The sequence below is a fragment of the Sphingobium sp. genome, from assembly GCF_033795625.1.
GTDB lineage: Bacteria > Pseudomonadota > Alphaproteobacteria > Sphingomonadales > Sphingomonadaceae > Sphingobium.
Window position 1 is genome coordinate 1 of sequence record NZ_JARYGI010000038.1, and the last position, 23563, is coordinate 23563.

General features: G+C 63.0%; 29 protein-coding genes. 14 read left to right on the top strand and 15 right to left on the bottom strand.

Translation table 11 applies throughout. From position 1 onward, the window contains the following. From QHC67_RS15525 to QHC67_RS15550, 6 genes are all read left to right on the top strand, one after another. Nucleotides 1-677 (top strand): dicarboxylate/amino acid:cation symporter (locus tag QHC67_RS15525; protein ID WP_319295645.1); only part of this gene is annotated, 677 nt, incomplete at its 5' end. Between the two features lie 120 nt (nt 678-797). Further along, nucleotides 798-2393, top strand: coding sequence for an isocitrate lyase (locus QHC67_RS15530; RefSeq protein ID WP_319295646.1), 1596 nt, complete (start codon nt 798-800; stop codon nt 2391-2393). Nucleotides 2394-2591: 198 nt separating this feature from the next. After that, nucleotides 2592-2870: a hypothetical protein gene (locus QHC67_RS15535; RefSeq protein WP_319295647.1), complete on the top strand. Its 279-nt coding sequence runs from the start codon at nt 2592-2594 to the stop codon at nt 2868-2870. Nucleotides 2871-3032: 162 nt separating this feature from the next. After that, a complete protein-coding gene (locus QHC67_RS15540) occupies nt 3033-3968 on the top strand; it encodes a nitronate monooxygenase family protein (RefSeq protein WP_319295649.1) in 936 nt (311 codons plus the stop codon). A gap of 3 nt (nt 3969-3971) precedes the next feature. Continuing rightward, nucleotides 3972-4241, top strand: a complete 270-nt coding sequence (locus QHC67_RS15545) for a hypothetical protein (RefSeq protein WP_319295650.1) — start codon at nt 3972-3974, stop codon at nt 4239-4241. Then, nucleotides 4234-4419, top strand: coding sequence for a DUF4169 family protein (locus tag QHC67_RS15550; protein ID WP_319295652.1), 186 nt, complete (start codon nt 4234-4236; stop codon nt 4417-4419). The genes QHC67_RS15545 and QHC67_RS15550 overlap by 8 nt, the downstream gene beginning before the upstream one ends. Before the next feature lie 7 nt (nt 4420-4426). Here QHC67_RS15550 and QHC67_RS15555 read toward each other — a convergent pair whose 3' ends face one another. From QHC67_RS15555 to QHC67_RS15565, 3 genes are read right to left on the bottom strand one after another with little or no spacing between them, the layout of a single operon-like run. Then, on the bottom strand, nt 4427-4570 hold the full coding sequence (locus QHC67_RS15555; protein ID WP_319295654.1) for a hypothetical protein: 144 nt from the start codon (nt 4568-4570) through the stop codon (nt 4427-4429). Continuing rightward, a complete protein-coding gene (locus QHC67_RS15560; protein WP_319295655.1) occupies nt 4567-4818 on the bottom strand; it encodes a hypothetical protein in 252 nt (83 codons plus the stop codon). The genes QHC67_RS15555 and QHC67_RS15560 overlap by 4 nt, the downstream gene beginning before the upstream one ends. Then, nucleotides 4815-5096, bottom strand: a complete 282-nt coding sequence (locus QHC67_RS15565) for a PilZ domain-containing protein (protein ID WP_319295657.1) — start codon at nt 5094-5096, stop codon at nt 4815-4817. Before QHC67_RS15565 ends, QHC67_RS15560 begins: the two co-directional genes overlap by 4 nt. A gap of 85 nt (nt 5097-5181) precedes the next feature. Between QHC67_RS15565 and QHC67_RS15570 the strand changes: the two genes are divergently transcribed. The 4 genes from QHC67_RS15570 (at nt 5182) to QHC67_RS15585 (ending at nt 9346) form a co-directional block, all read left to right on the top strand. Next, nucleotides 5182-7008, top strand: a complete 1827-nt coding sequence (locus tag QHC67_RS15570) for a DUF885 domain-containing protein (RefSeq protein ID WP_319295701.1) — start codon at nt 5182-5184, stop codon at nt 7006-7008. A 328-nt stretch (nt 7009-7336) separates the two neighbouring features. Further along, nucleotides 7337-8407 carry a DNA topoisomerase IB gene (locus QHC67_RS15575; RefSeq protein ID WP_319295659.1) on the top strand — a complete coding sequence of 357 codons (1071 nt, stop codon included), beginning with the start codon at nt 7337-7339 and terminating at the stop codon, nt 8405-8407. Nucleotides 8408-8476: 69 nt separating this feature from the next. Further along, entirely contained in the window at nt 8477-9100 is a 624-nt protein-coding gene (locus QHC67_RS15580) for a glutathione S-transferase family protein (RefSeq protein WP_319295660.1), read from the top strand. A 15-nt stretch (nt 9101-9115) separates the two neighbouring features. After that, nucleotides 9116-9346, top strand: coding sequence for a hypothetical protein (locus QHC67_RS15585; RefSeq protein ID WP_319295662.1), 231 nt, complete (start codon nt 9116-9118; stop codon nt 9344-9346). Nucleotides 9347-9351: 5 nt separating this feature from the next. On the opposite strand, the gene QHC67_RS15590 is transcribed toward QHC67_RS15585, so the two are convergent. The 7 genes from QHC67_RS15590 to QHC67_RS15620 form a co-directional block, all read right to left on the bottom strand. Then, the gene (locus QHC67_RS15590; protein WP_319295664.1) at nt 9352-9570 is read right to left on the bottom strand and encodes a DUF5818 domain-containing protein; all 219 of its coding nucleotides are present in this window, start codon (nt 9568-9570) and stop codon (nt 9352-9354) included. 1 nt (nt 9571) lies between these two features. Next, on the bottom strand, nt 9572-9760 hold the full coding sequence (locus QHC67_RS15595; RefSeq protein WP_319295665.1) for a DUF1328 family protein: 189 nt from the start codon (nt 9758-9760) through the stop codon (nt 9572-9574). Between the two features lie 62 nt (nt 9761-9822). After that, entirely contained in the window at nt 9823-10941 is a 1119-nt protein-coding gene (ald, locus tag QHC67_RS15600) for an alanine dehydrogenase (RefSeq protein WP_319295667.1), read from the bottom strand. A gap of 136 nt (nt 10942-11077) precedes the next feature. Next, entirely contained in the window at nt 11078-11212 is a 135-nt protein-coding gene (locus tag QHC67_RS15605) for a hypothetical protein (protein ID WP_319295706.1), read from the bottom strand. 23 nt (nt 11213-11235) lie between these two features. Continuing rightward, entirely contained in the window at nt 11236-12513 is a 1278-nt protein-coding gene (locus QHC67_RS15610; RefSeq protein ID WP_413818553.1) for a dipeptidase, read from the bottom strand. A gap of 168 nt (nt 12514-12681) precedes the next feature. Further along, nucleotides 12682-14130, bottom strand: coding sequence for a M48 family metalloprotease (locus QHC67_RS15615; protein WP_319295670.1), 1449 nt, complete (start codon nt 14128-14130; stop codon nt 12682-12684). Nucleotides 14131-14415: 285 nt separating this feature from the next. After that, the gene (locus QHC67_RS15620) at nt 14416-15273 is read right to left on the bottom strand and encodes a TorF family putative porin (RefSeq protein ID WP_319295672.1); all 858 of its coding nucleotides are present in this window, start codon (nt 15271-15273) and stop codon (nt 14416-14418) included. A gap of 387 nt (nt 15274-15660) precedes the next feature. On the opposite strand from QHC67_RS15620, the gene QHC67_RS15625 reads away from it, so the two are divergent. The 3 genes from QHC67_RS15625 to QHC67_RS15635 are packed head-to-tail and all read left to right on the top strand — an operon-like array spanning nt 15661 to nt 17821. Continuing rightward, nucleotides 15661-15966 (top strand): hypothetical protein, encoded by a 306-nt coding sequence (locus QHC67_RS15625; RefSeq protein ID WP_319295674.1) that lies wholly within the window; start codon nt 15661-15663, stop codon nt 15964-15966. Next, nucleotides 15963-17549: a PepSY-associated TM helix domain-containing protein gene (locus tag QHC67_RS15630; protein WP_319295676.1), complete on the top strand. Its 1587-nt coding sequence runs from the start codon at nt 15963-15965 to the stop codon at nt 17547-17549. Before QHC67_RS15625 ends, QHC67_RS15630 begins: the two co-directional genes overlap by 4 nt. Further along, nucleotides 17546-17821: a hypothetical protein gene (locus tag QHC67_RS15635; RefSeq protein ID WP_319295677.1), complete on the top strand. Its 276-nt coding sequence runs from the start codon at nt 17546-17548 to the stop codon at nt 17819-17821. Before QHC67_RS15630 ends, QHC67_RS15635 begins: the two co-directional genes overlap by 4 nt. Before the next feature lie 15 nt (nt 17822-17836). Here QHC67_RS15635 and QHC67_RS15640 read toward each other — a convergent pair whose 3' ends face one another. From QHC67_RS15640 to queF, 5 genes are all read right to left on the bottom strand, one after another. After that, nucleotides 17837-18265 carry a DUF1810 domain-containing protein gene (locus QHC67_RS15640; RefSeq protein ID WP_319295679.1) on the bottom strand — a complete coding sequence of 143 codons (429 nt, stop codon included), beginning with the start codon at nt 18263-18265 and terminating at the stop codon, nt 17837-17839. Nucleotides 18266-18316: 51 nt separating this feature from the next. Further along, entirely contained in the window at nt 18317-19447 is a 1131-nt protein-coding gene (locus tag QHC67_RS15645) for a sensor histidine kinase (protein WP_319295681.1), read from the bottom strand. Nucleotides 19448-20015: 568 nt separating this feature from the next. Next, nucleotides 20016-21176, bottom strand: coding sequence for a glycoside hydrolase family 5 protein (locus tag QHC67_RS15650; RefSeq protein ID WP_319295682.1), 1161 nt, complete (start codon nt 21174-21176; stop codon nt 20016-20018). Between the two features lie 178 nt (nt 21177-21354). After that, complete coding sequence (locus tag QHC67_RS15655) at nt 21355-21753, bottom strand: thioesterase family protein (protein ID WP_319295684.1); 399 nt, start codon at nt 21751-21753, stop codon at nt 21355-21357. Nucleotides 21754-21795: 42 nt separating this feature from the next. Then, nucleotides 21796-22242 (bottom strand): preQ(1) synthase, encoded by a 447-nt coding sequence (gene queF, locus QHC67_RS15660; RefSeq protein WP_319295685.1) that lies wholly within the window; start codon nt 22240-22242, stop codon nt 21796-21798. A 101-nt stretch (nt 22243-22343) separates the two neighbouring features. On the opposite strand from queF, the gene QHC67_RS15665 reads away from it, so the two are divergent. Beyond that, complete coding sequence (locus QHC67_RS15665) at nt 22344-23555, top strand: hypothetical protein (RefSeq protein WP_319295686.1); 1212 nt, start codon at nt 22344-22346, stop codon at nt 23553-23555. Nucleotides 23556-23563: the final 8 nt, after the last annotated feature.

Genomic DNA, 23563 nt, shown 5'->3' on the forward strand with positions numbered 1-23563 from the left:
ACTTGAAATCCGTCATCGTTCCGTCCGTCCAATCTCCGCCAAGCATGCTCAAGCTTCACGATTTTTGCAACAGAGCCGGCGCGCTTGCCCATTATATCGTGATCGTGTCCTGCGCAGGCTTGGCCGCATGGGTCCTGGCCTATCCTGTGGCTACGTTCGGCGGGCGCGTGCGGTTGGGCGACTTCGTTCGCGCCGTGGCTCCGGCGCAGGCGGTAGCGCTCAGCACGCAAAGCTCGCTCGCTTCTCTTCCGGCAATGCTGCGGGGGTGTCAGCAGCTTGGCGTACCGACCAACGTTGCAGGCGTACCATTGCCGATTGCCGTAGCCATCTTCCGCGTGACCAGTCCGGCCATGAACCTTGCCGTAGCCCTGTATGTCGCGCACTGGATGAGGATCGATCTGAGCGCTGGCGCTATCGCTGCCGGTGCGGTGGTAGCGGCTGTGACCACTCTGGGGTCAATCAGTCTGCCGGGGCAGGTCAGCTTCCTCACCTCGGTCACGCCGATCGCCGTAGCCATGGGTGTACCGCTGGCTCCTCTCGCGCTGCTGGTGGCTGTGGAGATGGTGCCCGATCTGGTGCGTACCGTCGGGAATGTCACTATGGACGTTGCTGCAACGACGGCGTTGGGGCGGCAAAACGGGCTAGCCGATGTCACGGAAGGATTGTCACAAAATTGACAGCTTTTCGCATGCTGCATCTGCGCAATCCACATATTTGCACGAAAACTGTACGCGAAACGGCGATCTGGATAGTAAAATCTTCTACATAGCTCCCAGTTCATCAGTGAGGAGCAGCCCGTGACCTACCAGGAAAATATCCACAAGACGCGCCAACTTGTCGAAAGCTACGAGGGCACGTGGGATGGCATTGATGCCGAGTCAGTTGCCCGCATGCGCGCCCAGAACCGCTTCCAGACGGGCCTCGATATCGCGCGTTACACGGCTAAGATCATGCGCGCCGACATGGCTGCTTATGACGCTGATCCCGCCAATTACACGCAGTCTCTGGGTTGCTGGCACGGCTTTATCGGCCAGCAGAAGATGATCGCAGTGAAAAAGCATTTCGGCAGCACGAAAGGTCGCTACCTCTATCTCTCCGGGTGGATGATCGCGGCGCTGCGCAGTGAATTCGGTCCGCTCCCCGACCAGTCGATGCACGAGAAGACCAGCGTTCCGGCGCTGATCGAGGAACTCTACACCTTCTTGCGCCAGGCCGATGCGCGCGAACTGGGCATGATGTTCCGGGATCTGGACGCCGCGCGCGATGCGGGCGATCTGGCCAGGGAAAAGCAGATTGAGAAGGCGATTGAGAACTACGAAACCCATGTCGTTCCGATCATTGCCGACATCGATGCAGGCTTCGGCAATGCCGAGGCAACCTACCTGCTGGCCAAAAAGATGATCGAGGCAGGCGCCTGCGCCTTGCAGATCGAGAACCAGGTTTCCGACGAAAAGCAGTGCGGCCATCAGGATGGCAAGGTCACGGTGCCGCATGAAGACTTCCTCGCGAAGGTCCGTGCCTGCCGCTATGCGTTCCTGGAACTCGGCGTCGAGGACGGCATCATCGTCACGCGCACGGACTCGCTGGGTGCGGGCCTCACGAAGCAGATCGCCTTCAGCAAGGAACCCGGCGATCTGGGCGACCAGTATAACAGCTTCCTCGATTGCGAGGAGATCAGCGACATCGCGCAGGCGAACGGCGACGTGATCATCAATCGCGACGGCAAGTTGCTGAAGCCCAAGCGCCTGCCGAGCAATCTTTATCAATTCCGCGCCGGCACTGGCGAAGATCGCTGTGTGCTCGACTGCATCACTTCGCTGCAGCATGGTGCCGACCTGCTCTGGATTGAGACTGAGAAGCCGCACATCGAGCAGATTGCAGGCATGGTCGATCGCATCCGTGAAGTGATCCCCAACGCAAAGCTGGTCTACAACAACTCGCCTTCATTCAACTGGACGTTGAACTTCCGCCAGCAGGTGTTCGATGCCTGGGCAGCGGAAGGCAAGGACGTGTCGAGCTATGATCGTGGGCGTCTGATGAGCGTCGATTATGACGAGACGGCGCTGGCGGCCGAGGCCGACGAGCGTATCCGCACCTTCCAGCGCGATGCGGCTGCACGGGCTGGAATCTTCCACCACCTCATCACGCTGCCCACTTATCACACGGCTGCGCTGTCGACCGACAATCTTGCCAAGGAATATTTTGGCGAGGCAGGGATGCTCGGGTACGTCAAGGGCGTGCAGCGCAAGGAAATCCGCGAAGGTATCGCCTGCGTCAAGCATCAGAACATGTCCGGCAGCGATATCGGCGATGATCACAAGGAATATTTTGCCGGCGAGGCTGCGTTGAAGGCTGGCGGCGCTCACAACACGATGAATCAGTTCGCAGCATAAGCGCGGGCTGCGTTGCACAAAGGCTGGTCGCCATCAGGCGCCCAGTCTTTGCTGCGCTCGGCCGATCCGCCGCGGTTGATCGAAGTTAAGCCCCTATGTTTCTTGGTCTTTAAGGACCTTAGATAGAACTGCAAAATGAACCTAAGTTGTCATGCTGCGTTTCCTGCTGTGCAACATATGCTGCATGGAGGCGAGTCGATGACAGTAGCAGTGATATTTCCCGACGGGACGATCCGGCAAGTCATAGGGGCGCTGAAGCTGGAGCGTGATGGCTTCGTGCAAAGTCCGATCAATTGCGATCCGCACTGGAAGTATGAGTGGCAATCGGGCCACTGGATGGCCACTGCCCGGCATGGAAAAATCCGTTCGATTCCGCGGCCTGATCGGGCAGCGTGGTGGGAGAGTATCTCGCAGATGGCGGATGACGATGCCGTTACGGAGCATAATGAGGCGGACGCTCACCGTTCTGCGGCGTAAGTCTCCGAGTTGCTCGGATCCCATGTGCCCCAACGTGAAACCTCACTCCTTTGGGAGCTTTGAAGCACAGCGGAAAGCATTTTTGCGTTTCCCGCACGTGAAGAACAGGACATAACGCTCCTCCTTGCCGCGCCTGTGGCGATGAGAGGAGCGACCTTCCCGATGGCGATGCCTGCCTTGTTCGAAAACCGGCTCAGGATTCCGGCAATCGCTTCCCCCATGTTCATCGTATCGCAGCTTCCTCTGGTGTTGGCCGAGTGCCGCGCGGGCGTGGTTGGCGCATTTCCATCGCTCAATGCCAGACCATCGGGCGTATTCGAGCAGTGGCTGCAGAGGCTGCGGCAGGAATTGACGGATCGGGACGCGCCTTTCGCCGTCAACCTGATCGTGCACAAGAGCAACCCCCGACTGGAAGAAGACCTCGCGCTTTGCGTGAAATATCAGGTGCCGCTGGTGATCACATCATTGGGCGCGCGCAGCGATATCAATGATGCGATCCACAGCTATGGCGGATTGGTGTTCCACGATGTCATCGACAATCGTTTTGCGCGCAAGGCTGTCGAGAAGGGCGCCGACGGCCTGATTGCCGTGGCGGCAGGCGCTGGCGGACATGCGGGGACGCTGTCGCCTTTCGCGCTGGTACAGGAAATCCGGCAATGGTTCGACGGGCCGCTGGCCTTGTCCGGCTCGATCGCGACCGGCGACGCCGTCCTTGCTGCAAGAGCGATGGGTGCTGACTTCGCTTACATCGGATCGGCTTTCATCGCGACGCAGGAAGCCAATGCGGAAGATGCGTACAAGCAGATGATCGTGGACTCTGCAGGTGGCGACATCGTCTACAGCAATCTGTTCACGGGCGTGCATGGCAATTACCTGCGGCCCAGCATTGCCCGGGCGGGGTTGGACCCGGACAATCTGCCGGTGTCCGATCCATCCAAGATGGACTTTGGCGAGATGGCTGGCGATGCGAAGGCATGGCGTGACATATGGGGTTGCGGGCAGGGGATCGGCGCGGTCAGGGAAGTCGTGACGGCCGCAGCACTGGTCGAGCGGCTGGCCCGAGAATATGATGCGGCGCGCGCCCGCATAGGCGGATAGAGGATGGACTTCCCGATGCTCCTGATGCGCTATTTCGGCACGCCTGATCTGGCGTCGGTCGATCCGGCGGCATTGGCGGACGGGGCGGAGCGGCTGCGCGTGGACTTCGGCATGGAGACGGACCGGAGCCGGCGTTTTGCCTTGTGGACGCTGATGCACTTCCTGGGCGTCGCGCCGGATCTGGACGTTGCCTTCGACGATCCGGCAGATCGGGACGCCGCACGTGATTTCATGGACCTTGCCGCGTCGATGGAGGAACCCGAAGATGGCTGAGATCGTCAATCTGCGCAATGTCCGCAAGGCGCGGAAGCGCGAAGAGGCGGAGCGCACGGCGGCGGAGAACCGCGCGCGCTTCGGCCGGACGAAGGCGCAGCGGCTGACGCAGGAGGCGGAGACAGGCCGGCAGGATCGCGCTTTGGACGGCGCGAAGCGGGAAGACCCGAGCCTCTGAAGCGCGATTACTCGCCCGTCCGGCGCGGTATCTTGTTGGGCAGGTTCTTGCCCTTGGTGCGGCGAGACGGGACCTGCACAGGATTGCGCTTCTTCCATGCGGCCCAGGTCATCGGGCCTTCGGGCGTTTCGATGATATCGTCGTCGTTCATACGTCCTGCTCCAGGGCCGCGTCCATCATGGCGGTCCAGATGCTGTCAACGGTCAGGCGCTCGCCTTGTGCCACATGGTCGCCGCCAGCCTCGCACATCGCGTCGGTCGGTTCACGCAGGGAGAGGAGCGCGGCGCGCGCATTTGCGCGGTACATGCGGCGCAGCAATTCCGCGTCCGGATCGTCCCATTCCCAGTCCGGCGCAACAGTGGCGTACATGGCATGGGCAGCGCGTTCGATCGGAGTCATGCTACGCCGCCGCCGCCGAGGAGGGCCTGCAAGGCGTCGGGTGGAAGCGGACTGCCGAAGGCGACGCCGAAGTCCCGCCCGCGTGCCCACACGACCTTGCACTCCACCACGTTCCCCCTGAGGACCATCTGGACATCGGCATTGAGGCCAGGCGGGAAGGGGGCCGAACCGCTGGCTCCGGTCGATGATATGTTGCGCAACTGAACGCGGCCCTGCTTGCCGCCGCGCAATATCGTGACGCTGAGGTCGGTGTCTTCGCGCGGATCGGTTCTGGCCATGGCGCATGCTTAGCATGATCTTGCCGCTCTTGTCGAAACCGTCGCGCTGTTTAACACCCGTATGAGAACTTATGTCCGGAGGCCCATCATGACCACTCGCCGCAACTTCCTGCTTGGATCGGCTGCCATGGCGGCAGCGAGCGCCGCCCCCGTCCGTGCCGCGACCGGAGACGACGGCAAGGCGGAGGCTTTGCTGGCCGATATCGCCGAAGAGATCATGGTGGATTACCCGGAAGTTTCGACGGGCCTGGGCCTCGACAAGGATGCGCGGGCGGGTTTGAAGTCGCGGCTTGCCGATCGCTCCGGGCCGGGCCAGATGGCCAAGGCGCGCCGTGCCGCCGCCCGGCTGGCTAAGCTGCGCGCCATCGACATGAATGCGCTCGGCCCGGCCGCCCGCACCGATGTCGATGTCGTCCGCACCGCGCATGAGGTGGCGGCGGAGGGTGCTGCCTTTCCGTTCGGCGACATGGCGGTGCTCAATCTCGATTTCTCCTATCGCAATGCGCCCTATGTGGTGGCGCAGAATACCGGCGCGTTCGTCGAAGTGCCCGACTTCCTCGACAGCAAGCATGTGATCGCCAATGCCGCCGATGCCGACGCCTATCTCTCTCGCGTTGAAGCCTATGCCGCCGCGCTGGATGGCGAGACCGAGCGGCTGAAGCACGACCGCGCGCTGGGCGTGGTCGCGCCCGCCTTCCTGCTCGACAAGACGTTGAAGCAGCAGCGCGAGGCGCGGGCGCAGCCGTTCGATCAGTGGGTGCTGGCGACGTCGCTCGTTCGGCGGACGAAGGATATATCCGGCGACCATGGGGCGCGCGTCCTGAAGCTGGTGGCGGAGAAGGTCGCGCCGGCGATGGACCGCCAGATCGCCGAACTCGCCGAACATCGCGGCCGCGCGACGATGGATGCGGGCGTGTGGAAGCTGCCGCAGGGCGAAGCCTATTACGCCTGGGCGCTGCGGGCCAGCACGACCACGACGATGACGCCCGAGCAGGTCCACGCAATGGGGCTGGAGCAGTTGAAGGCGTTGCAGTCGGAGATGGACGGGCTGCTGAAAGGCATCGGCTATAGTAAGGGGACGGTGGGCGCGCGGATGACGGCGTTGGGCAAGGACCCCAAATATCTGTTCCCGAACACCGACGCGGGTCGGCGGCAGATCCTCGACTACATCAATGGCCGCATTGCCGATATCCGCACCCGCCTGCCCCGCGCCTTTGCCACCTTGGTGCCGGGGAGGCTGGTCGTGAAGCGCGTGCCGGTGGAGATCGAGGCGGGCGCGCCGGGCGGCTATGCGGGGCCGGGGACGATCGACGGCAGCGTGCCCGGAAGCTATTATATCAACCTGCGCGACACCAGCATCTGGCCGCGCCATGCCCTGCCGACCCTGAGCTATCATGAGGGGATACCGGGGCATATCTGGCAGGGGGAATATACGTTCAAGCTGCCGCTGGTCCGCTCGCTGCTCGCCTTCAATGCCTATTCCGAGGGCTGGGCGCTCTATGCCGAGCAGCTGGCGAGCGAGCTTGGCGTCTACGAGGGCGATCCGGTCGGGCGGCTCGGCTATCTGCAGTCCATCGGATTCCGCGCCTGTCGCCTCGTGGTCGACACCGGCATCCATGCCAAGCGGTGGACGCGCGACCATGCCATCAACTGGTTCGCGACGACCAATGGCTCCACGGTCGAGGAAGTGCAGAGCGAAGTCGACCGTTATTGCGCATGGCCGGGGCAGGCCTGCGGGTACAAGGTCGGCGATAGCGAGATCGTCCGCCTGCGTGACCGGGCGAAGGCGGCGCTGGGGGACCGCTTCGACCTGCGGCTGTTCGACGATGCGGTGGTGACGGGAGGCAATGTGCCGCTGACGGTGCTTGGCCGCAATATCGACGCGCATATTGCGGCGCGCAAAGCTGGGTAAGAAGCTCGGAAGGTGACAAAGGTGACACTACGTCACCCCCCATTTGGGCCCTTTCCGGGTGTGGCGCTGTTGGTTTGAGCGTACGGATTTGCGCTCCTGCGAAGGCAGGAATCCCGCAAGGGTGGCGAAACTTTGCCTGCTGCTTCGTCATGCGCTTGTCCTTCCGTGCAAAAGCTCAGGCTCCCCGCCCGAGGAATGTCCGCAGCTTTCCGGCGTCGGGCATAGCGCAGCCAGGCGCGTGTAGGACAGTGTGAACGTCGAGGAACGGCGCGGGAACATTGTAGCTTCCGCGTGCGTATCGTCTTCCCATGTCGAAGGCACGAGACGCGTGAAAGAGCCTGCCGCTATTCCCATTCAGACCGACGCCGAAAAGGAACTGGTGTTCGTCAGCGACGACATGCCGGGCATCTCCCGCCGGAAGTCGGGCAAGGGCATGTCCTATCGCGGCCCGGACGGCGCGCCCATCAAGGACAAGGCGACGCTGGCCCGTATCCGGGCGCTTGCAATACCGCCTGCCTATACGGACGTGTGGATCTGCCCGTTGCCCAACGGTCATCTGCAGGCCACGGGACGCGATGCGCGCGGGCGCAAGCAATATCGCTACCATGCCGATTTCCGCGCCGAACGCGACCGCAGCAAATATGGTCATGTCATCGAGTTCGCGCAGGCGCTGCCCCGCATTCGCGAGCGCGTACGCGCCGACATGGGGCTGCGCGGCCTGCCTCGCGAGAAGGTGCTGGCGACGGTCGTGCATCTGCTCGACATATCGATGGTCCGTGTCGGCAACATCGATTATGCCAAGCAGAATGCGAGCTACGGCCTCACCACGCTGCGCAACCGGCATGTCGCGGTCGAGGGCTCCAGCCTGCGCATGAAGTTCAAGGGCAAGAGCGGCAAGCCGTGGGACATCACCATCAAGGACCGGCGCGTCGCGCGGCTGATCAAGGCCGTGCAGGAACTGCCGGGTCAGCATCTGTTCCAGTATCTGGATGACGACGGCACACCCTGCGAAGTGACCTCCGGCGACGTGAATGCCTATCTCAAGGAAATCAGCGGCGCGGACATCACGGCCAAGGATTTCCGCACATGGCACGGCACGGTGACGGCCGCGCTGGAACTTGCGGCCTGCCCGCCCTCCACCAGCAACACGGCGGCCAAGCGGCAGTTGGTCGCGGCGATCGACAGGGTTGCCTCCCGGCTGGGCAATACCCGCTCCGTCTGCCGGGCCTGCTATATCCATCCCGCGGTGATGGACCGCTATATGGACGGCAAGCTCGACCTGCGCATTCCCAATACCGAAAAGCAGGAGTCCAATGCGCTGGACCCCGGCGAAGTCGCGGTCCTCAAATTCCTGCGCCGCCATGTGCGGGAGGAAGCCCTGGCGACCGCCGCCGCCTGAGACGCGTGGAACGCGCTGGACACGCTACCCGTTCTTCTGTCTACCCCCTTCTTTCCCAAGGAACCTGTCATGCTTGTTGTGCACCATCTGAACTATTCCCGTTCGACGCGCGTGCTGTGGCTGCTGGAGGAACTGGGGCTGGACTACACGCTGGTCGGCTATCATCGCGATGCTCATATGCGCGCCCCGTCGAGCCTGAAGGACGTGCATCCCCTCGGCAAGGCGCCAGTGATCGAGGATGGCAATCTGACCTTGGCCGAGTCCGCGGTGATCCTGCGCTATATCGACGACACCTATGGCGAGGGCCGCTTTGCTCCGCGGCCGGACACGCCCGAAGCCGTGATTCATGAAGAATGGCTGCACTATGCCGAAAGCTCCGCCGCGTTGCCGATCATGATCACGCTGCTGGGCGGGATGACAGGTGGGCTGCCCGAGGGGCTGAAGGCATTCACCCAGCCCGAGCTTGCCAAGACGCTGGATTATATCGAGGCGGGCCTGACGCCCGGTCCGTTCCTGATGGGGGAGAGCTTCACGCTGGCCGATATCCAGATGTCCTACCTGCTGCTTCTGGCGGAAAGTACGGGCCTGCTGGACGGCCATCCGGCTCTGGGCGAATATCTGCGGCGGCTGGAGGCGCGGCCTGCTTTCGCGAAGGCGGTCGAGGTGGGCGGTCCTGCTGCCCGGTCGCGCTGACGGGACTTGTCTGCAGTGACGGCGGCCGACCTGCTTGAAATGTTCATCACGACATTGCTGCGCGAAGCGGGCGGCAATCGTCGCCACTGGCGGCTCGCGCTGGGGCAGGTGAAAGTCTATGGCGTGGACACGCATCCGCACTGCAACTGGGCCGTGTCGCCGTCAGGAACCCTGCGCGACCTGACCGAGATCGAGCGGGTAGCCGACCGGCTGCGGGAACGCCATCCCGTCATAGCGGCGAAATAGGGTCTTCAGGCGGGCGCGACGCCGTCCGCTTCGACTACGTCGCCATCGGCTAGGACGCCCTGCACACGCACGCGCTTTTCCACCAGGTCGACGGGCACGCGATGCAGCACGAGCCGCCAGAGGCCGCCGCCATCGCGCTGCAGGAGGAACCCGCCCTCGTCGCGCATCAGCCGTCCGGTTTCGTTGACGGCGACTTCGCGCGAGGGTGAGGCGGGTTCGCTCATGTCATCTGTCTACGGCGTCCTTGATGCCCTTGCCAGCCATCAGGCCGAGAATGAGGAACAGCACGAAGACCGCAATGGCGATGAAGAACAGGATCTTGGCGATACCGACAAAGGCGCCAGCCGCGCCACCGAAGCCGAGCAGCCCGAGGACGGCGGCGATTACCAGGGAGATGATGGCGAGTTTGATCATGACGGAGCCTTTCTTCGACGACGCTCCCCCTTTCAATCCGCTACCTCCTTACAAGTTCCTGCCTAGCTGGCCACGGCATCCGCGGCAGGGGTGTAGGGCAGGCCCAGATCCTGCGCCACCGCCTCATACGTCACCTTGCCGTCCCAGACATTGAGGCCCGCAAGCAGATGGGAATCGCGTTTCAGCGCCTCCCTCCAGCCAAGGTCCGCGATGCGCAGGGCATGGGGCAAAGTGACGTTGTTCAGCGCATAGGTGCTGGTGCGCGCGACCGCTCCGGGCATGTTGGCGACGCAATAATGGACGATGCCGTCGACGATGTAGGTCGGATCGTCATGCGTCGTCGCATGGCTTGTTTCAAAGCAGCCGCCCTGATCGATGGCGACGTCCACCAGCACCGCGCCGGGGCGCATGGTCTTGAGCATTTCCGCGCTGACCAGCTTGGGCGCTGCCGCTCCGGGGATCAGCACCGCGCCGATCACCAGATCCGCGTCCGCGACGCAATCGGCCAGGTTGGCGCGGTTGGAGAAGCGCGTCTTCGCCCGCGCCTCGAAATACATGCCGAGCTTCTCGAGCACTTCGGGATTGCGGTCGAGGATGGTGACGTCCGCACCCAGACCGGCCGCCATCTGCGCCGCGTTGAAGCCTACCACGCCGCCGCCGATCACCGCGACCTTTGCGGGCAGCACGCCCGGCACCCCGCCCAGCAGCACGCCGCGCCCGCCATGCGCCTTCTCCAGCGCCGTCGCGCCGGCCTGGATCGCCATGCGGCCCGCGACCTGGCTCATCGGTTTCAGCAGCGGCAGACCGCCGCTGGCGTCCGTCACGGTTTCATAGGCGATGCACACCGCGCCGCTTTTGACCAGATCGTGCGTCTGCTCCGGATCGGGGGCGAGGTGGAGGTAAGTGTAGAGGATCTGGCCGCGGCGCAGCATCGCGCGTTCATCGGGCTGCGGTTCCTTGACCTTCACGATCATCTCGGCCCGCGAAAACACTTCGGTGGCCGTCGTGACGATCTCCGCGCCTGCCCTGGCATAAGCAGCATCGCTTGCGCCAATGCCATTCCCGGCGTTCGTCTCGACCAGCACGATATGGCCATGGGCCACCAGTTCATGCACGCTTTCGGGGGTCAGGCCGACGCGATATTCGTGGTTCTTGATTTCCTTGACGGTGCCTACGATCATCCAGAGCACTCCTGCGGACGCCCAAAGGCGTCGTAATTATATTACCTCTTCTGATAATATAATACCGGCAAGTTGAGAAGCCCGAATTCCGTCGTCGATCTGCTCACCGCCGGTATTTCCCTATGCCCAGGCGCCGTTAAAGCACGTCGCCGAACATGAACCACAAGAGCGAAACCCACGCCACCAGGCCAACTGCCCCGACGATCACGCCTGCGCGCTCCCGGACCCATGTCAGTGCGCCAGCGTCGTGCTGATCTTCATCGTTCATCATGGGCCCGCAGTAAGGGCAATCGACTACCGTTCAATGGGTTTATTCATCGGCGCAAATGCAGGATTCGAAAGAGCCAGTCGGGCTTTCGTCTGCTCCGCCGCCCTCATCACGCGCAGCACGTTGCGGCCAGCAAGCTTCGCAACATCCGCATCGCTCCATCCCCGCCGCATCAACTCGGCGAGCAGCGCGGGATAGGTCGAAACGTCTTCCAGGCCGCTGGGGAGCGTATCGCCCACGCCGTCGAAATCCGAACCAAGCCCCACATGGTCCACACCTGCGATCCGGGCGATATGCTCAACATGATCCGCAACTTCGGACAGGGTAACGCGCGGCGCCGGGTGCGCCTTTAGCCATAGAGCCAGGTCGGCGGCGGCCTTCTCGGGCTGCCCGATATCGATGCCGCCGAACGGTGGCGCATTGAGCCGGGTTTTCTCCGCCGACTTATCTGCAGACCAGAGACGGTAGGCGTTGGAGACATAGGCGGGCGCATAGTTCACCATCACCACGCCGCCATTGTCCCGGACAAGCGTCAGCACCGCGTCCGAAACGTTGCGGGGGTGGTCGTCTATGGCCCGCGCGCTCGAATGCGAGAAGATCACCGGGGCTTTCGACACGGCGAGCGCGTCCCGCATCGTCGCCTCGCTCACATGGCTGAGATCGACGAGCATCCCCAGCCGGTTGAGTTCCAGGACGACCTTGCGCCCGGACTCGGTAAGTCCTTTGTGCTTCGGATCATCGGTCGCCGAATCCGCCCACTCGATCGCCCGCGCGTGCGTGAGGGTGAGATAGCCTGCACCCAGGGCGGCGTAGCTGCGCAACACCGAGAGATTGTTGTTTATCTGCCCGCCGCCCTCGACGCCGATCAGGCATCCGATCCGGCCCGAGGCATGGGCGCGCTCGACCTCCTGCGCCGTGCGCACGATCGCGAAAGTCTGCGGATAGCGCGCCGCGATCGATTTCACGAGATCGATCTGTTCGAGCGTCTGTTCGACCTGTTCCCGGCCGGGCAGCTCGGCCGACACCCACACCGACCAGAATTGCGCGCCCACCTGCCCCTTGCGCAGGCGCAGGATGTCGGTGTTGTACCGCTGCGGCCGTTGCGACAGATCGGTCAGGTCCATGGTCCAGCGCGCATCGCCTTCTCTCTCCCGCAGCGCCTCCGGCCAGTCGTTGTGGCCGTCGATGAGCGGAGTCATCCGCAGCACCTTCGCGACACGGGCGGCGTAGTCCGGGGCGGCGGAGTGCGCCGGAGACGCGATGAGCAAAGATGCGGCCGCGAACAGCAGGAGGGGGCGCTTCAATGCGTCCATCCCGCGGGGCGAGCGGCACTCGCCGGAACAGTTTCGTCGACCTCGGCCACGTCGTTTTGCTCCATGTGAAGGTTCAACAGGGATTCCATCTTCGCCTCCCTGGCGCTCGATCCTGCGCCGCCTGATGAGAATGGCCCATAGCCGTTCCGTGCCCTCTTATCACCTTCGGTTCGCGTACATCACGATCTTCACGACTTCGCCCGGAGCGATGGGTCGGTCGCCGCTGCGCGCATTCAGCAGTTCGAACAACGCGCGTGGTGCCGGGTCTGCGATGCGGCGTATCAGCGTTTCCGACGTGTCGCCCGCCGCCGCCCGGACCGTCCTGACGAAGCGCGGCCGGAGCGAAGCGGCCTCTTCGCCCGAAAGCCGCCGGAACGACTGAAACAGCGCAGCCACCGCTGCGCTTCCCCCGGTTGGCGGGGAGGCGATGATGAAATGATAGGCCTGACCGTCGCCTGCATCATATACGGCAATGGCGAGCGGCACGGCGCCATCGCGCACCGCGACCTTTATCTGCATCACGATGGCGGGAAGACCGTTGATCGTGGCGGCTGTCGCGCCTGTCACCTCCGCGGGCGCATCGCCAATGACGTGACCCGCGAGCGCGTCGGCATAGCTCCTGAGGTCTCCGTCCGGCATGGCCCCACCACCGAACTCACCGGACAGGTCATCGGGGCCGCTCAGCCGGATCGCCTGCGGGCTGTTGGTCAGCGAAAAGCCGGGCGGGGCCTCGAACGATATCCGCATGATGGGATGCGCAAAGCGCCTGCCGATGACGAAACCCTGTTCGGGGTCATCGCCGTACAGCAGGCCGTCGACTTCGGCGAGATACTCTGCGGTCTTCTCGGGGAGCGCATCATCCTTGAGCCCGGTCTTTTCCGCAGTGTCGTGCGCACGATCGATACGGTGTTCGGTCAATGGGTGGCTAAGCGCCCATTCGGGAACGCCGCGCGCGGCGTCGCGACTGCGCGTGGCGATCATGAAGGCTTCCTGACGCTGGAGGGCGGACAGCATGTCCGCTGCAGCGTAGACATCATATCCGGCACGCTGGAGATAATCGACGCCCAGGTCGTCGGCTTCATATTCCTGCGTCCTCGAATAGCGCAGGCCGAAATATTGCGCGGCCTGGCTTGCCAGTTTGGTGAGCCGTTCCGATCCGGTGACGCTGACGGCGATGACGCCCAAGGTGCGCCATATCGACCGGCGTTCCTGCCGCTGCGCATGACGGGCGACGATATGCCCCAGCTCATGCCCCAGCACCGACGCGAGTTCAGCCTCGCTGGTCACGATCGCGACGAGGCCGCGAGTGACATAGATGTAGCAGCCCGGAACGGCGAAGGCATTGACGACGTCGCTGTTCGCGAGGGTGAACGTGCATTGCCTGCCCAGCCCGGCGGCTGCGGCCACGCGTTCGCCGACGGCGGCCACATATCTCGCCTCTTCGCCGCGATAGTCGCCTCCGAATTCGGCAAGCAGTTGCGGATGGGCTTCGGCCCCATAGGCGCGATCTTCATCGGTGATGGTCAGGCCGGGTTCGACCCGCCCGTTGCCGCCGCAGGCCTGGAGCAGGCATGCGAGGGGCAATGTCAGAAAAGCAAATTTGCGCAACGTCACAGCCAGCCGAAGGCGTAAAGCAGCAGGAGCGTCACGCCCGCCGATATCAGCAGGGACGCTCCGCATCCTAATCTGGAAGAGAAAAGAAAGAACATGGCATCTCCGGCAAGCCCTGGCCAAACGGTCGAGGGCCTGAGGAGTTCATTACCCGGTGCGAACGCATCCGCCTAGGTGCGGGGATGCGCGTTTCTCGTGTATCGCGAGCGCCCGACGCGAAGAGGGGCGAGAACCGTGATCCGGTTCCTGCCCCTCTCCTTTCAGTCAGGACTTATGTCCGTATCAGAAGGCGGCCGTGAGCGAGAACACTACGGTGGCGTCGGCGATCGAGCCCGTGCCGTCCTGGCCCTTGCTGAAGCTGGGCTGCAGATAGGCGGACTCACGGCTCGAAATGTCGGTGTCGACATAGGCTACGCCCAGAGTGACCGGACCGAGTGCATAATCGGCACCGACCATCCAGTCCCAATATTCGCCGGTCGGGGCGACGGACGTGGCGAACGGGCCAAGGCCGGAGTTACCGTTGGAGTAGCCGATGTGGCTCTTCAGAGTAAGGCCGGTATTCGGAACGCCGGCAGAGGCGTCGCCCCAGATGTAGAGATTGTCGTTCTTGTCGCCGGGAACGTCATAGCCCGTGCCGAATTCGGCATCGCTGGCGGCCGAAGCACCGGTCAGATACCAGTTGCCCAGCGCTTCCTGCTTGGGCGCATAAGCCACGCCTGCCAGCAGGTTCAACGGACCCGCCGTGCCCGACAGCTTGACATAAGGCTCGATGAAGTCGGTGTTGTCGAAGCCGCCCGGATACATGTACCAGGTCGCGCCTACGTCGAGGGAGCCGCCAGCCAGCGGCAGCTTGTAGCCAGCCACGAGGTCCAGCTCCATGTTGGCGCCGCCGAACGTGCCCCAGCCGGAAAGGTTGGAACCCCAGAATGCCACATATGCGCCGCTTTCATGCGAAATCGTGGCGCCGCCCTGAACTGCAAGCTGCTCGTCGCTCTGCGATACGCCGCGGAAGCGGTAATCGGACACCAGGCCGACGCTTCCAGTGACCGTGATGGGGCCTGCAGGCTCTTCCTGAGCCATAGCGGGCGAAGCCGCGAGCAGACCAAAAGTCGCGCAAGTAAGAAAATAGCGCATGAACATCCCCTTTTCATCAAAGAATGTTCCGTCCTGCGTCCGTGCCGTCCAAGCATCTCACGCGCTTTCAAGCTGCGGTGCAAAGATCGATCTGGATGAGGAGCATGTACCGTTTACTTCGCAGTTGCGAAATGAAGATTTTAGCCGCTGCGCACATTCTTCGCCTGACGTGGCTATTGGGCAACACTTCACTGGCCACGGGGCCAACGGGCACTTTCGCGCAAAGCCTACCCGTGCGAGACAGAAACATTTCGATGGTCGATCCCGATGGTATTGCAAGTCATTCTCAATTGTATTAGCGACAGGCAATAACGTTCAGAGGATCGCGATGATGTGCATGAGCCTGGACGCGGGAATGAACGAATGCTGGGCTTGGCGGCCCAAAGGAAACTGATGGTGCGCATTTCCCCGAAATGGAGCCGTATACTTCTTGCCGGACCAGGTGCCGTCGTCGTGTCGATCGTGACGATGGCCGGCATGGCGTTATGGCTGCCGGGCGGCGCGGCGGGGATCGATAATCTCGTCCTTCCGCTCATTCTGGTGCCGCTGATCTGGGCCGGGCTATTCTTCCATGCCTGTCTGGACGAGAGACTGCTGCGGGTGGCCCTTGTCTCGTTGGGATTGCTGGCGGTTCATGGCGGCCTCGTCGCGCACAAGTTCCTCGACACACCCAAGGCTGCTGCGGAGGCGAAACCGTGATCCACTTGCCCAAGCGCGAAACCAAATTGATGGTCGCGGTTCACGGCTGGTCCGGGATCGGACTGGGGCTGTTGCTCTACGCCGTCGTCCTGACCGGCATGGCCGCCGTTTTCGCCGAGGAGATCGGCATCTGGTCGGCGGGGCATGTCGAGACGCGATCTGCCTTCGAACGCCCGATCGATGGCGCAGTGCGGACGCTGGCCGCGCAGACGCCCCGGAAATATCATGAAGGCGTGGACCTGTTCGAGGTCGGCGATCATAATCTTGGCGCCTTCTTCCATCGCCATGAAACGGACCCTGACGGGACCTTCGTCAGCCGGGGCGTATATTACCAGCTCGACGAACAGGGCCGCGTGGCCAGCAGACGGACCGGCACCGGGGAAGAGATTTTCGGCCCCCGCAATGACGATGCGCTGAGCGCCTTTCTGGTGGACACGCATGTCCGGCTCCACATTCCCAATCCCTGGGGGCTGCTGCTGACCGGAATCCTGGGCCTTGCGATGCTTGTCGCGGCGATTTCCGGGCTGTTGATCCACCGGCATCTGTTCAAGGATATCTTCACGCTGCGGCCGAATGCCAATCCGGTATTGGTGGACCGCGACCGGCACAGCGTTGCGGGAACCTGGAGCCTGCCCTTCGCCTTCATCCTTGCTTTTACCGGCAGCTTCTTCTCGTTTTTCGGGACGATCGGCGTGCCGATCGTGGCCATGGCCGCATTCGGGGGAGACGTGCAGGCGTTGAACGATGCCGTGTTCGGCAATCCCGGCAAGGCAGATACGCGCCCCGTCGCCATGGGCAGCCTGGATCGCATAGCGGCAGACTCGATCCGGCGGACCGGCGGAGCGCCCACCTTCGTCTCCATCGAGAATTTCGGCCGCGCCGACGCCAAGGTAACGAGCTTCAACAATCCGAAATCCGGCGATGTCGAGCCAGTCACGTTGCTCTATGACGGAACGACGGCGCAGTTCGACCGGGAAAAGCCCGCCATCGGCACGCGGCCTTCGGCGGGAGGCACGCTGACGGCGATCATGGCTCCGCTCCATTTCGGCAATTTCGCGGGGATTCTGTCCAAAGCGGTCTGGTTCGCGCTGGGATTCGCCATGTGCTACGTCACCCTGACTGGCCTTCAGCTATGGATGACGCGGCGTCGGGAGAGGTCGGCGTCGCTGGAATGGCTCGACCGTGCGGTGGCAGTCGTGGGTTTCGGACTGCCTTTCGCGCTCGTAATTGCCGCTACGGCCTTTCTGGTGGCCATGCCGCTGAATGGCGCGATATTCTGGACACCCGCGGCGTTCGTGATCGCCTCGATAGCCGCGATACTGGCAGGGGTAGTGCTGCGCTCGGCGGAGGCTGTCGCTCGCCTTCTCAAACTGGCGACCGCCGCCGTGATGGTCGCGCTCCCTCCGCTTCGTCTGGCGACCGGCGGTCCGGGCTGGGCTGAGGCGCTCCAGGCGCATCAGCCGATCATCGCGGCGCTCGATGTTGCATTCGCGCTGGCAGGAGCCTGGATGCTCTGGCGGGACCTTGGGAAGCGAAGCTTCACCGGGTCCGGCGCTGCGCTCTCGCTGCAGGCGGCTGAATGATGGCCCTGGCGCTGGCGGCTGTCGCTTTTTCCACGCTTCTCCTTGTCCTGCTTTGCCTGGGCGACCCCAAGCGGCGGCGGGCGGCCAGGTTGCGAGACAAGGGCCAGGGCATCGCTACGCGCCGGATCATCGCTGCCGCCACCGTGTTGCCGGGGATCGGCCTGATCCTGATCGGAGATGCGGCAGCCTTTCTCCTATGGCTGGGCGGCAGCGCTGCCGCTGGCTGGGCAATTACATTGTGCCTTTCCGCAAAGGGCGAGTCGGCCCGCTGACGGGAGGAAAAGCACTTACCCCGGCCCGTTCAGCAGCGCCAACGTCGCCTCATCCTCCTGCCCGGCGAACCATCGATCAAGGGCGGCTAGGAAGGAGGGCTCTTCGCTCGCTTGGGCAAAAAGCGTCAGAGAGGAGCGCAATTTGACGGCATCGATGCCGCCAAAGACAGCCTCTGCGCTGGTCGGCGCCAAACCTTGCAACGCCGCGATACAGGCCCGAAGCCGTTCGCCCAGAACCGGATGATCGAGATAGGCGCGTGCTTCATCAAGCGACGTGATCGCATAATGTCGGGCCATGTCGCTGCGGCCAAGGCCGGAAATCTGCGGGAAGATGAACCACATCCAGTGACTGCGCTTCTTGCCCGCGCGGATCTCGGCCAGCGCAAGGTCGTACGCGCGTTCCTGAGCGTCGATGAAGCGTCGAAGGTCGAATGCGTCATGCACTGATACGGGCCTTCCTATTGCACAGCTTGCCCGCCGAAGCCGGCAGCGCCCCTAAACAGGCAGGGCGATCGTGCAGCGCACGCCGTCCGCGCCCAACTCGTAGCTTGTCTTTGCGCCCAGTTGATAAGGAAGCGCCTGTTCTATCAGTTCACGACCATATCCTCCACCACGCGGCGGCGTTATGGCTTCCGGCATTGCGACGCCTGTCTCCAGCCATTCGACATGGAGCATGCGCTCGGCGCTCTGTTCCTCCTGCTCGACACGCCATCGGATCATGAGTTGCCCTCCGTTCTTCAGAGCGCCGTATTTCGTGGCGTTCGTCGCAAGTTCATGGATGGCCAGCGCGAAGGTCTGGACGGTCGCGGAGGGAAGGGCCACATGATGGTCTCCCTCGAACGTCACCTTTTCTGCGCTGCCGCTCTCCTCCCCGACGCCGTGCGCAGACAGTTCCGTGCGCAGCATCTCGCCGAAGTTTACAGGGCTGTCGGGCTGATCGTGCGCGAGCAGGGTCTGTACGCGGGCAAGGGCGCTGAGGCGTTGATCGAAACGCCCCCTGAAGTCTTCCATGGAGGCGCTGCGATTCAAGGTCTTGCGGGCCAGCACCTGAATGAGGCTGACGAGATTACGCGTGCGGTGGTGCAATTCGCCCACCAGGACCTGCTGTCGTTCTTCGCCTGCTATTCGGGCCGAGATGTTCTGCATCACACCGACCATCCGATAGGGATGGCCAGTTTTGTCATAGTAGAATCGCCCGAGCGCCGAGCACCACACGATCGTGCCATCGGGGTGACGAAATCGAAATTCATGACGATAAGGCTCTTTGAGATCCCGCGCCGAGTTCAGGGCCGTGAGCGTCGCTCTAAGATCGGCAGGATGAATGCGTGCCGCCCAGTTTTCGTAGCTTGGCTCAACTTCGCCGAGTTCATAGCCGATCATGCGGAAATGTTCCTCGGACCAGACTATCTTGTCAGACGCGACGTCCCAATCCCACATCGCGAGCCCGGCGATCTCCATGGCGAGACGCAGTCTCTCCTCGCTGTCCTCGATATTGAGCGGCGGAGTGCCTGGCGCCCGCTTCTGGGCGGGTGAAGCGTCTGGAATGCGGGCAGATAGCGGGCCCTGATCTGCGATATTCCCGATCCGGGCCTGAAGCCAGGCGACCTGCTTCCTCCCGTCGGTCACGGGCGTCAACTCCAGATCGACTGTCCTCGCGTCGAGCAGGCCATCGGAGGTGCCAGGCCAGGGAACATCTCGGACGATCCAGGGGTCTCCCTGGAACGCTTGCTCATAGTGCTTCGCGGCCTCAGCGGCTTCAGGGAATGCCGCGGTGAACGGCTGGCCGAAAGAGTGGGGATGTTTCGGCCCACAGAATCGAGAAAACGCGCCATTGTAGATCAAGAGACGATCGGGCCCGCAGAGAATGAAACTCGGAACAGGGGTGTTGAAGGTGAATTCTACCAGGTGCTGGAGTCTTTCAGGCCAATCACGCGGATTGCCAAGGCCGCTTTGTTCCCAGTCATGCGTCCGTAGCAGGCTGACCACCTCGCCACGTGCCTTATGGAACAGGGCGGTATCAAATCCGGATATAATCGGCAAAAAATGCCCTCGCGAAGGGTTGGACTGAAGAGCGATCAACGACATGATTGCCGCCGGTAAATTAGCCTAATCAAGCCAGCGCTAATGTCTCATTAAAAACCGCAGGCCAATTGACATAGATTGCATAAGGCAACGGTTCGCGCCCCTCCTGTGTCTAAAGGGGCATCAATGTGGTCGTAGTCTGCACGGCATCCAGCATTCCAGGTATCCAGCCGGCATTCGTGTACAGCGAGAAACCGTTGGTGAACGACCACGCACAGCTTTGCACGCCCACCGAAGCAAAGGCGGAGCTGACCAAGCCATAATATTGGACTCGGTCCGCGACATCGATGCCGGCCATGTCGAACGCGCCATATTCGCCCAGGAACGGCACGCGTCCGGTGCGATTCATATAGTCCTTCACGCGCGTCACGGCGAGATCGATGTCAGCACGGTCACTATCGGACAGCGGCCTCCCGAGGGGGTAGCGCAACGTGGTCCAGTCGGCTCCCTGATGCGTGAATGCCATGGGATCGTAGAAATGGAAGGTCGGGATCAGGTTCGGATCGTCCATCGCGATGTCGAGCGAGGCGAGCGATGGCACATTGCTTCCGTAATTGCCCGCGACGATGATCGGTCGCGTCGGGTTGGTCTTGCGGATCTCCCGGATGGCGGGGGTGAAGATGTCCCACGTGCTGACCTTGTTCCAGAACTCGTGACCCGGCTCGTTCAGCAGCTCGAACCAGACCTTCGGACCATCGCCTTGATGCGCTTCGGCGATCTGCCGCCATATCGCGACGAAGCGGTCCCGCTCGGTCGAGGGCGATTTCTGCACGTCCGTATAATGATGCAGGTCGATGATGATGTTGAGGTCGGTCGCCAGCGCGGTGTCGACCAGATGCCGGACCCTGGCCATCAAAGCTGGATCGATGGCATAAGGCGCGGCGGCGGCAGTGTGCGCTGAGTATTTGACGGGCAGGCGGATCGTATCGAAGCCCGCCGCCCGGATGATCCTGAAATCGTCATCGCGGATCGGGCGTCCGAAGATGTCGCCTTCGACGTCGCGTTCCAGCATGCCCCCCATGTTCACGCACTTGCCCAGCGGCAAAGGGTTGCCTTTCGAGGGCTTGGCGGCGGGCGCCAGAGTGTAGCCGAACGCGACTTTCGCACCGCTGTTCGGGGTGGGCGTCGGTACAGTCACGGGGGGAGCCGCCGCGGCGGGCGTAGGCGTAGGGATCGTGACAGGTTGCGCAGTGGGACTTCCGCCCCCTCCGCCGCCACAGGATGCCAGCAACAGGGCAGAGCAGGACAAGGATATCGATAGGCGCGTGCGCATGTAGGCTTTTCCGGATGCAGAAGGCCGCGACGCTCGAACTCGGCGAGCATCTGCCTGATTTCACATTGGAAAGTGGTCTACGGGAATATGGTTAAGGACCCGTTGAGCATGCCGGTCTGGCGCGGCGGCGCTCTTGCGCCGGATCGCGGGCGCGGGGTTTCAGCGCTTACGTCAAACCCTAGAGCCTGGGTAAAAAGCGCTCGGCAATATCCTGCGCGATGCGCGCCGGGCGCAATGTCACCGAATCAAGGCAGCACCAGCTCGACTTCACCTCGGCCAGCACCTCTTCGCCCCGCTTGATAAGCGTCTCATAGAAGGCGCGGGCGCCCTGCACCTTTTCCACTATCACGGTCGCGATGATCGGATCGTCCAGAAAAGCAGGCTTGCGATAGGTGATCTCATGCTTGAGCGCGACCCAGAGATGTTGCGCGACGGCGGAGGGCGGCGCGATCTTCTCCCAGTGGGCGACGACGGCCTCCTGCACCCATTTGAGATAATGGGCATTATTGACGTGCCCCATGAAGTCGATGTCTTCGGGCTGCACCGCGATAGTGTGATGGTGGACGGCGGACGTCATGCACTGACATTAGTGTAAGTTGCTCGAGAATGCCAGCGTAGTTTAGCCGCGTCCCCGATAGCCTGGCACATCCTGGCCCGGAATCCAGAGCCCCTGTGGCGGCTCGCCCGACTGCCAGAAGACATCGATCGGTATACCGCCGCGCGGATACCAGTAGCCCCCGATTCGCAGCCATAGCGGCTTCATTTCAGCGAATAGCCGTTGCCCGATCCCGACCGTGCAATCTTCGTGAAAGGCGGCGTGGTTCCGGAAGCTGCTGAGGAACAGCTTGAGCGACTTCGACTCGACGATGGTCTCGCCGGGGGCATAATCGATGACCAGATGCGCGAAGTCAGGCTGGGCCGTCACCGGGCACAGCGATGTGAATTCGGGCACCGCAAAGCGCACGAGATACAATGATCCGGCGCGCGGGTTCGGAACGTAATCGAGGACCGCTTCTTCCGGCGTAGCGGGGAGGGCGCTGGTCTGGCCCAGATGGAGAGGCTGCATGCCGGCCATCTACTTCATCGCACAGTTGATGTCATTCCCAACTGCATAGCCTATATCATTCAGCGATCGTTCAAGCACGAGCCAGCCTTGGCAGGAAGACCATGGGAATAACCAAGTACATCATGCTGGCGGCGCTGGTCGCAGCCGCACCGGCGACGGTCTCCGCGCAGGACAATGGCGCTGCGCCGATTCTTCAGGATTTCCGCCTCGATCCGTCGCGGGACACCAGCCGTCCGCGCCCGCCCGAGCGTGCGGGGCCGGAGATCGGGCCTGTTCCGGATGCCGTTCCCCTGCCCTCTGTGACGGCGCCGCCTGTCACGGCGCCGCGAGTCACAGCGCCTCCCGTGGCCACGCCCCCGGTGGCCAGCCCTACATTGCCGCAGACGAGGGCACCGACTGGCGCGCCCGCGCCGCGAGCAACCCCTGCTCGGCCTCAGCCGCCCGCAGCCTCCGTCCCTGATTCGGTGCTCCCGCCCGAAGCGGCGCAGGAACCGGGACTCAACGCCACCGAGCCTGTCGGAGATGCGCTTGAGGCACCTGTTGCGGCTCCGGCACCGGCCTCCGCGGTTGAACCAGACGATGCCTCAAACAGCCGTCTTCCCTGGATACTGGGCGGTGTGGTCGTGATCCTGCTGTTGGCCGGAGCGTTCCTGTTCCGGCGGCGGCGCGCTGAGGACCCCGAGGACGAGGTGGAGATCCAGGCGGAACCGGCTCCTGCAGTCCTTGTGCAAACGGCGAAACCTTCGCCGCCCTTGAATAGGATAGAGCGCACGCCTCCTCCTGCGCCACAGCCTCCCGCTCCAGCGCCAGTGTCCGCGGCCACTGGTGATTCGCTGTTGCTGACCTTCGCGCCGGTGCATGCGCGCGTTACGATGGCCGGCGCGCAACTGGGGTACAATCTCACCCTCCATAATCGCAGCGCCGCCGCACTGGATGGCATGGCCGTCACGGCCTTCATAGCCAATGCCGACGCCAGCCAGCCGCAGATGCTGGCGGCTTTCTTCGATGATCCGTTCGCACCCGAAGCGCACCGAATCGCCGGGATCGCCGCGGGCGAGGCGATCACCGTCAGCGGCGAGTTGCGCCTGACCCAGTTCGTGCCCACCGAAGTACAGGGACGCGCCCTCTTGATCCCGCTCGTCGCCTTCAAGGTGATTTCGCTCGATGGGGACGAGATGGCGCGTGGCGCCTTCATCGTCGGGCAGGAAAGCTCCCCGCCCCGCGCGAAGATGGCGCCCTTCCGCCTCGATCAGGGACCGCGGCAGTTCCGCGACGTCGGTAGCCGCCCTGCGCAGGATCTGATCGCGGCTTGAGCCTTCGG

Coding starts and splice junctions, on each gene's coding strand:
- QHC67_RS15620 (WP_319295672.1), bottom strand. CDS start 15,273: ATGTTCATGCGCTATTTTCTTACTTGCGCGACTTTTGGTCTGCTCGCG.
- QHC67_RS15590 (WP_319295664.1), bottom strand. CDS start 9,570: ATGAGCGAACCCGCCTCACCCTCGCGCGAAGTCGCCGTCAACGAAACC.
- QHC67_RS15580 (WP_319295660.1), top strand. CDS start 8,477: ATGCTTGTTGTGCACCATCTGAACTATTCCCGTTCGACGCGCGTGCTG.
- QHC67_RS15595 (WP_319295665.1), bottom strand. CDS start 9,760: ATGATCAAACTCGCCATCATCTCCCTGGTAATCGCCGCCGTCCTCGGG.
- QHC67_RS15665 (WP_319295686.1), top strand. CDS start 22,344: ATGGGAATAACCAAGTACATCATGCTGGCGGCGCTGGTCGCAGCCGCA.
- QHC67_RS15535 (WP_319295647.1), top strand. CDS start 2,592: ATGACAGTAGCAGTGATATTTCCCGACGGGACGATCCGGCAAGTCATA.
- QHC67_RS15565 (WP_319295657.1), bottom strand. CDS start 5,096: ATGGCCAGAACCGATCCGCGCGAAGACACCGACCTCAGCGTCACGATA.
- QHC67_RS15650 (WP_319295682.1), bottom strand. CDS start 21,176: ATGCGCACGCGCCTATCGATATCCTTGTCCTGCTCTGCCCTGTTGCTG.
- QHC67_RS15625 (WP_319295674.1), top strand. CDS start 15,661: ATGGTGCGCATTTCCCCGAAATGGAGCCGTATACTTCTTGCCGGACCA.
- QHC67_RS15545 (WP_319295650.1), top strand. CDS start 3,972: ATGGACTTCCCGATGCTCCTGATGCGCTATTTCGGCACGCCTGATCTG.
- QHC67_RS15560 (WP_319295655.1), bottom strand. CDS start 4,818: ATGACTCCGATCGAACGCGCTGCCCATGCCATGTACGCCACTGTTGCG.
- QHC67_RS15550 (WP_319295652.1), top strand. CDS start 4,234: ATGGCTGAGATCGTCAATCTGCGCAATGTCCGCAAGGCGCGGAAGCGC.
- QHC67_RS15540 (WP_319295649.1), top strand. CDS start 3,033: ATGGCGATGCCTGCCTTGTTCGAAAACCGGCTCAGGATTCCGGCAATC.
- ald (WP_319295667.1), bottom strand. CDS start 10,941: ATGATCGTAGGCACCGTCAAGGAAATCAAGAACCACGAATATCGCGTC.
- QHC67_RS15605 (WP_319295706.1), bottom strand. CDS start 11,212: ATGATGAACGATGAAGATCAGCACGACGCTGGCGCACTGACATGGGTC.
- QHC67_RS15555 (WP_319295654.1), bottom strand. CDS start 4,570: ATGAACGACGACGATATCATCGAAACGCCCGAAGGCCCGATGACCTGG.
- QHC67_RS15635 (WP_319295677.1), top strand. CDS start 17,546: ATGATGGCCCTGGCGCTGGCGGCTGTCGCTTTTTCCACGCTTCTCCTT.
- queF (WP_319295685.1), bottom strand. CDS start 22,242: ATGCAGCCTCTCCATCTGGGCCAGACCAGCGCCCTCCCCGCTACGCCG.
- QHC67_RS15655 (WP_319295684.1), bottom strand. CDS start 21,753: ATGACGTCCGCCGTCCACCATCACACTATCGCGGTGCAGCCCGAAGAC.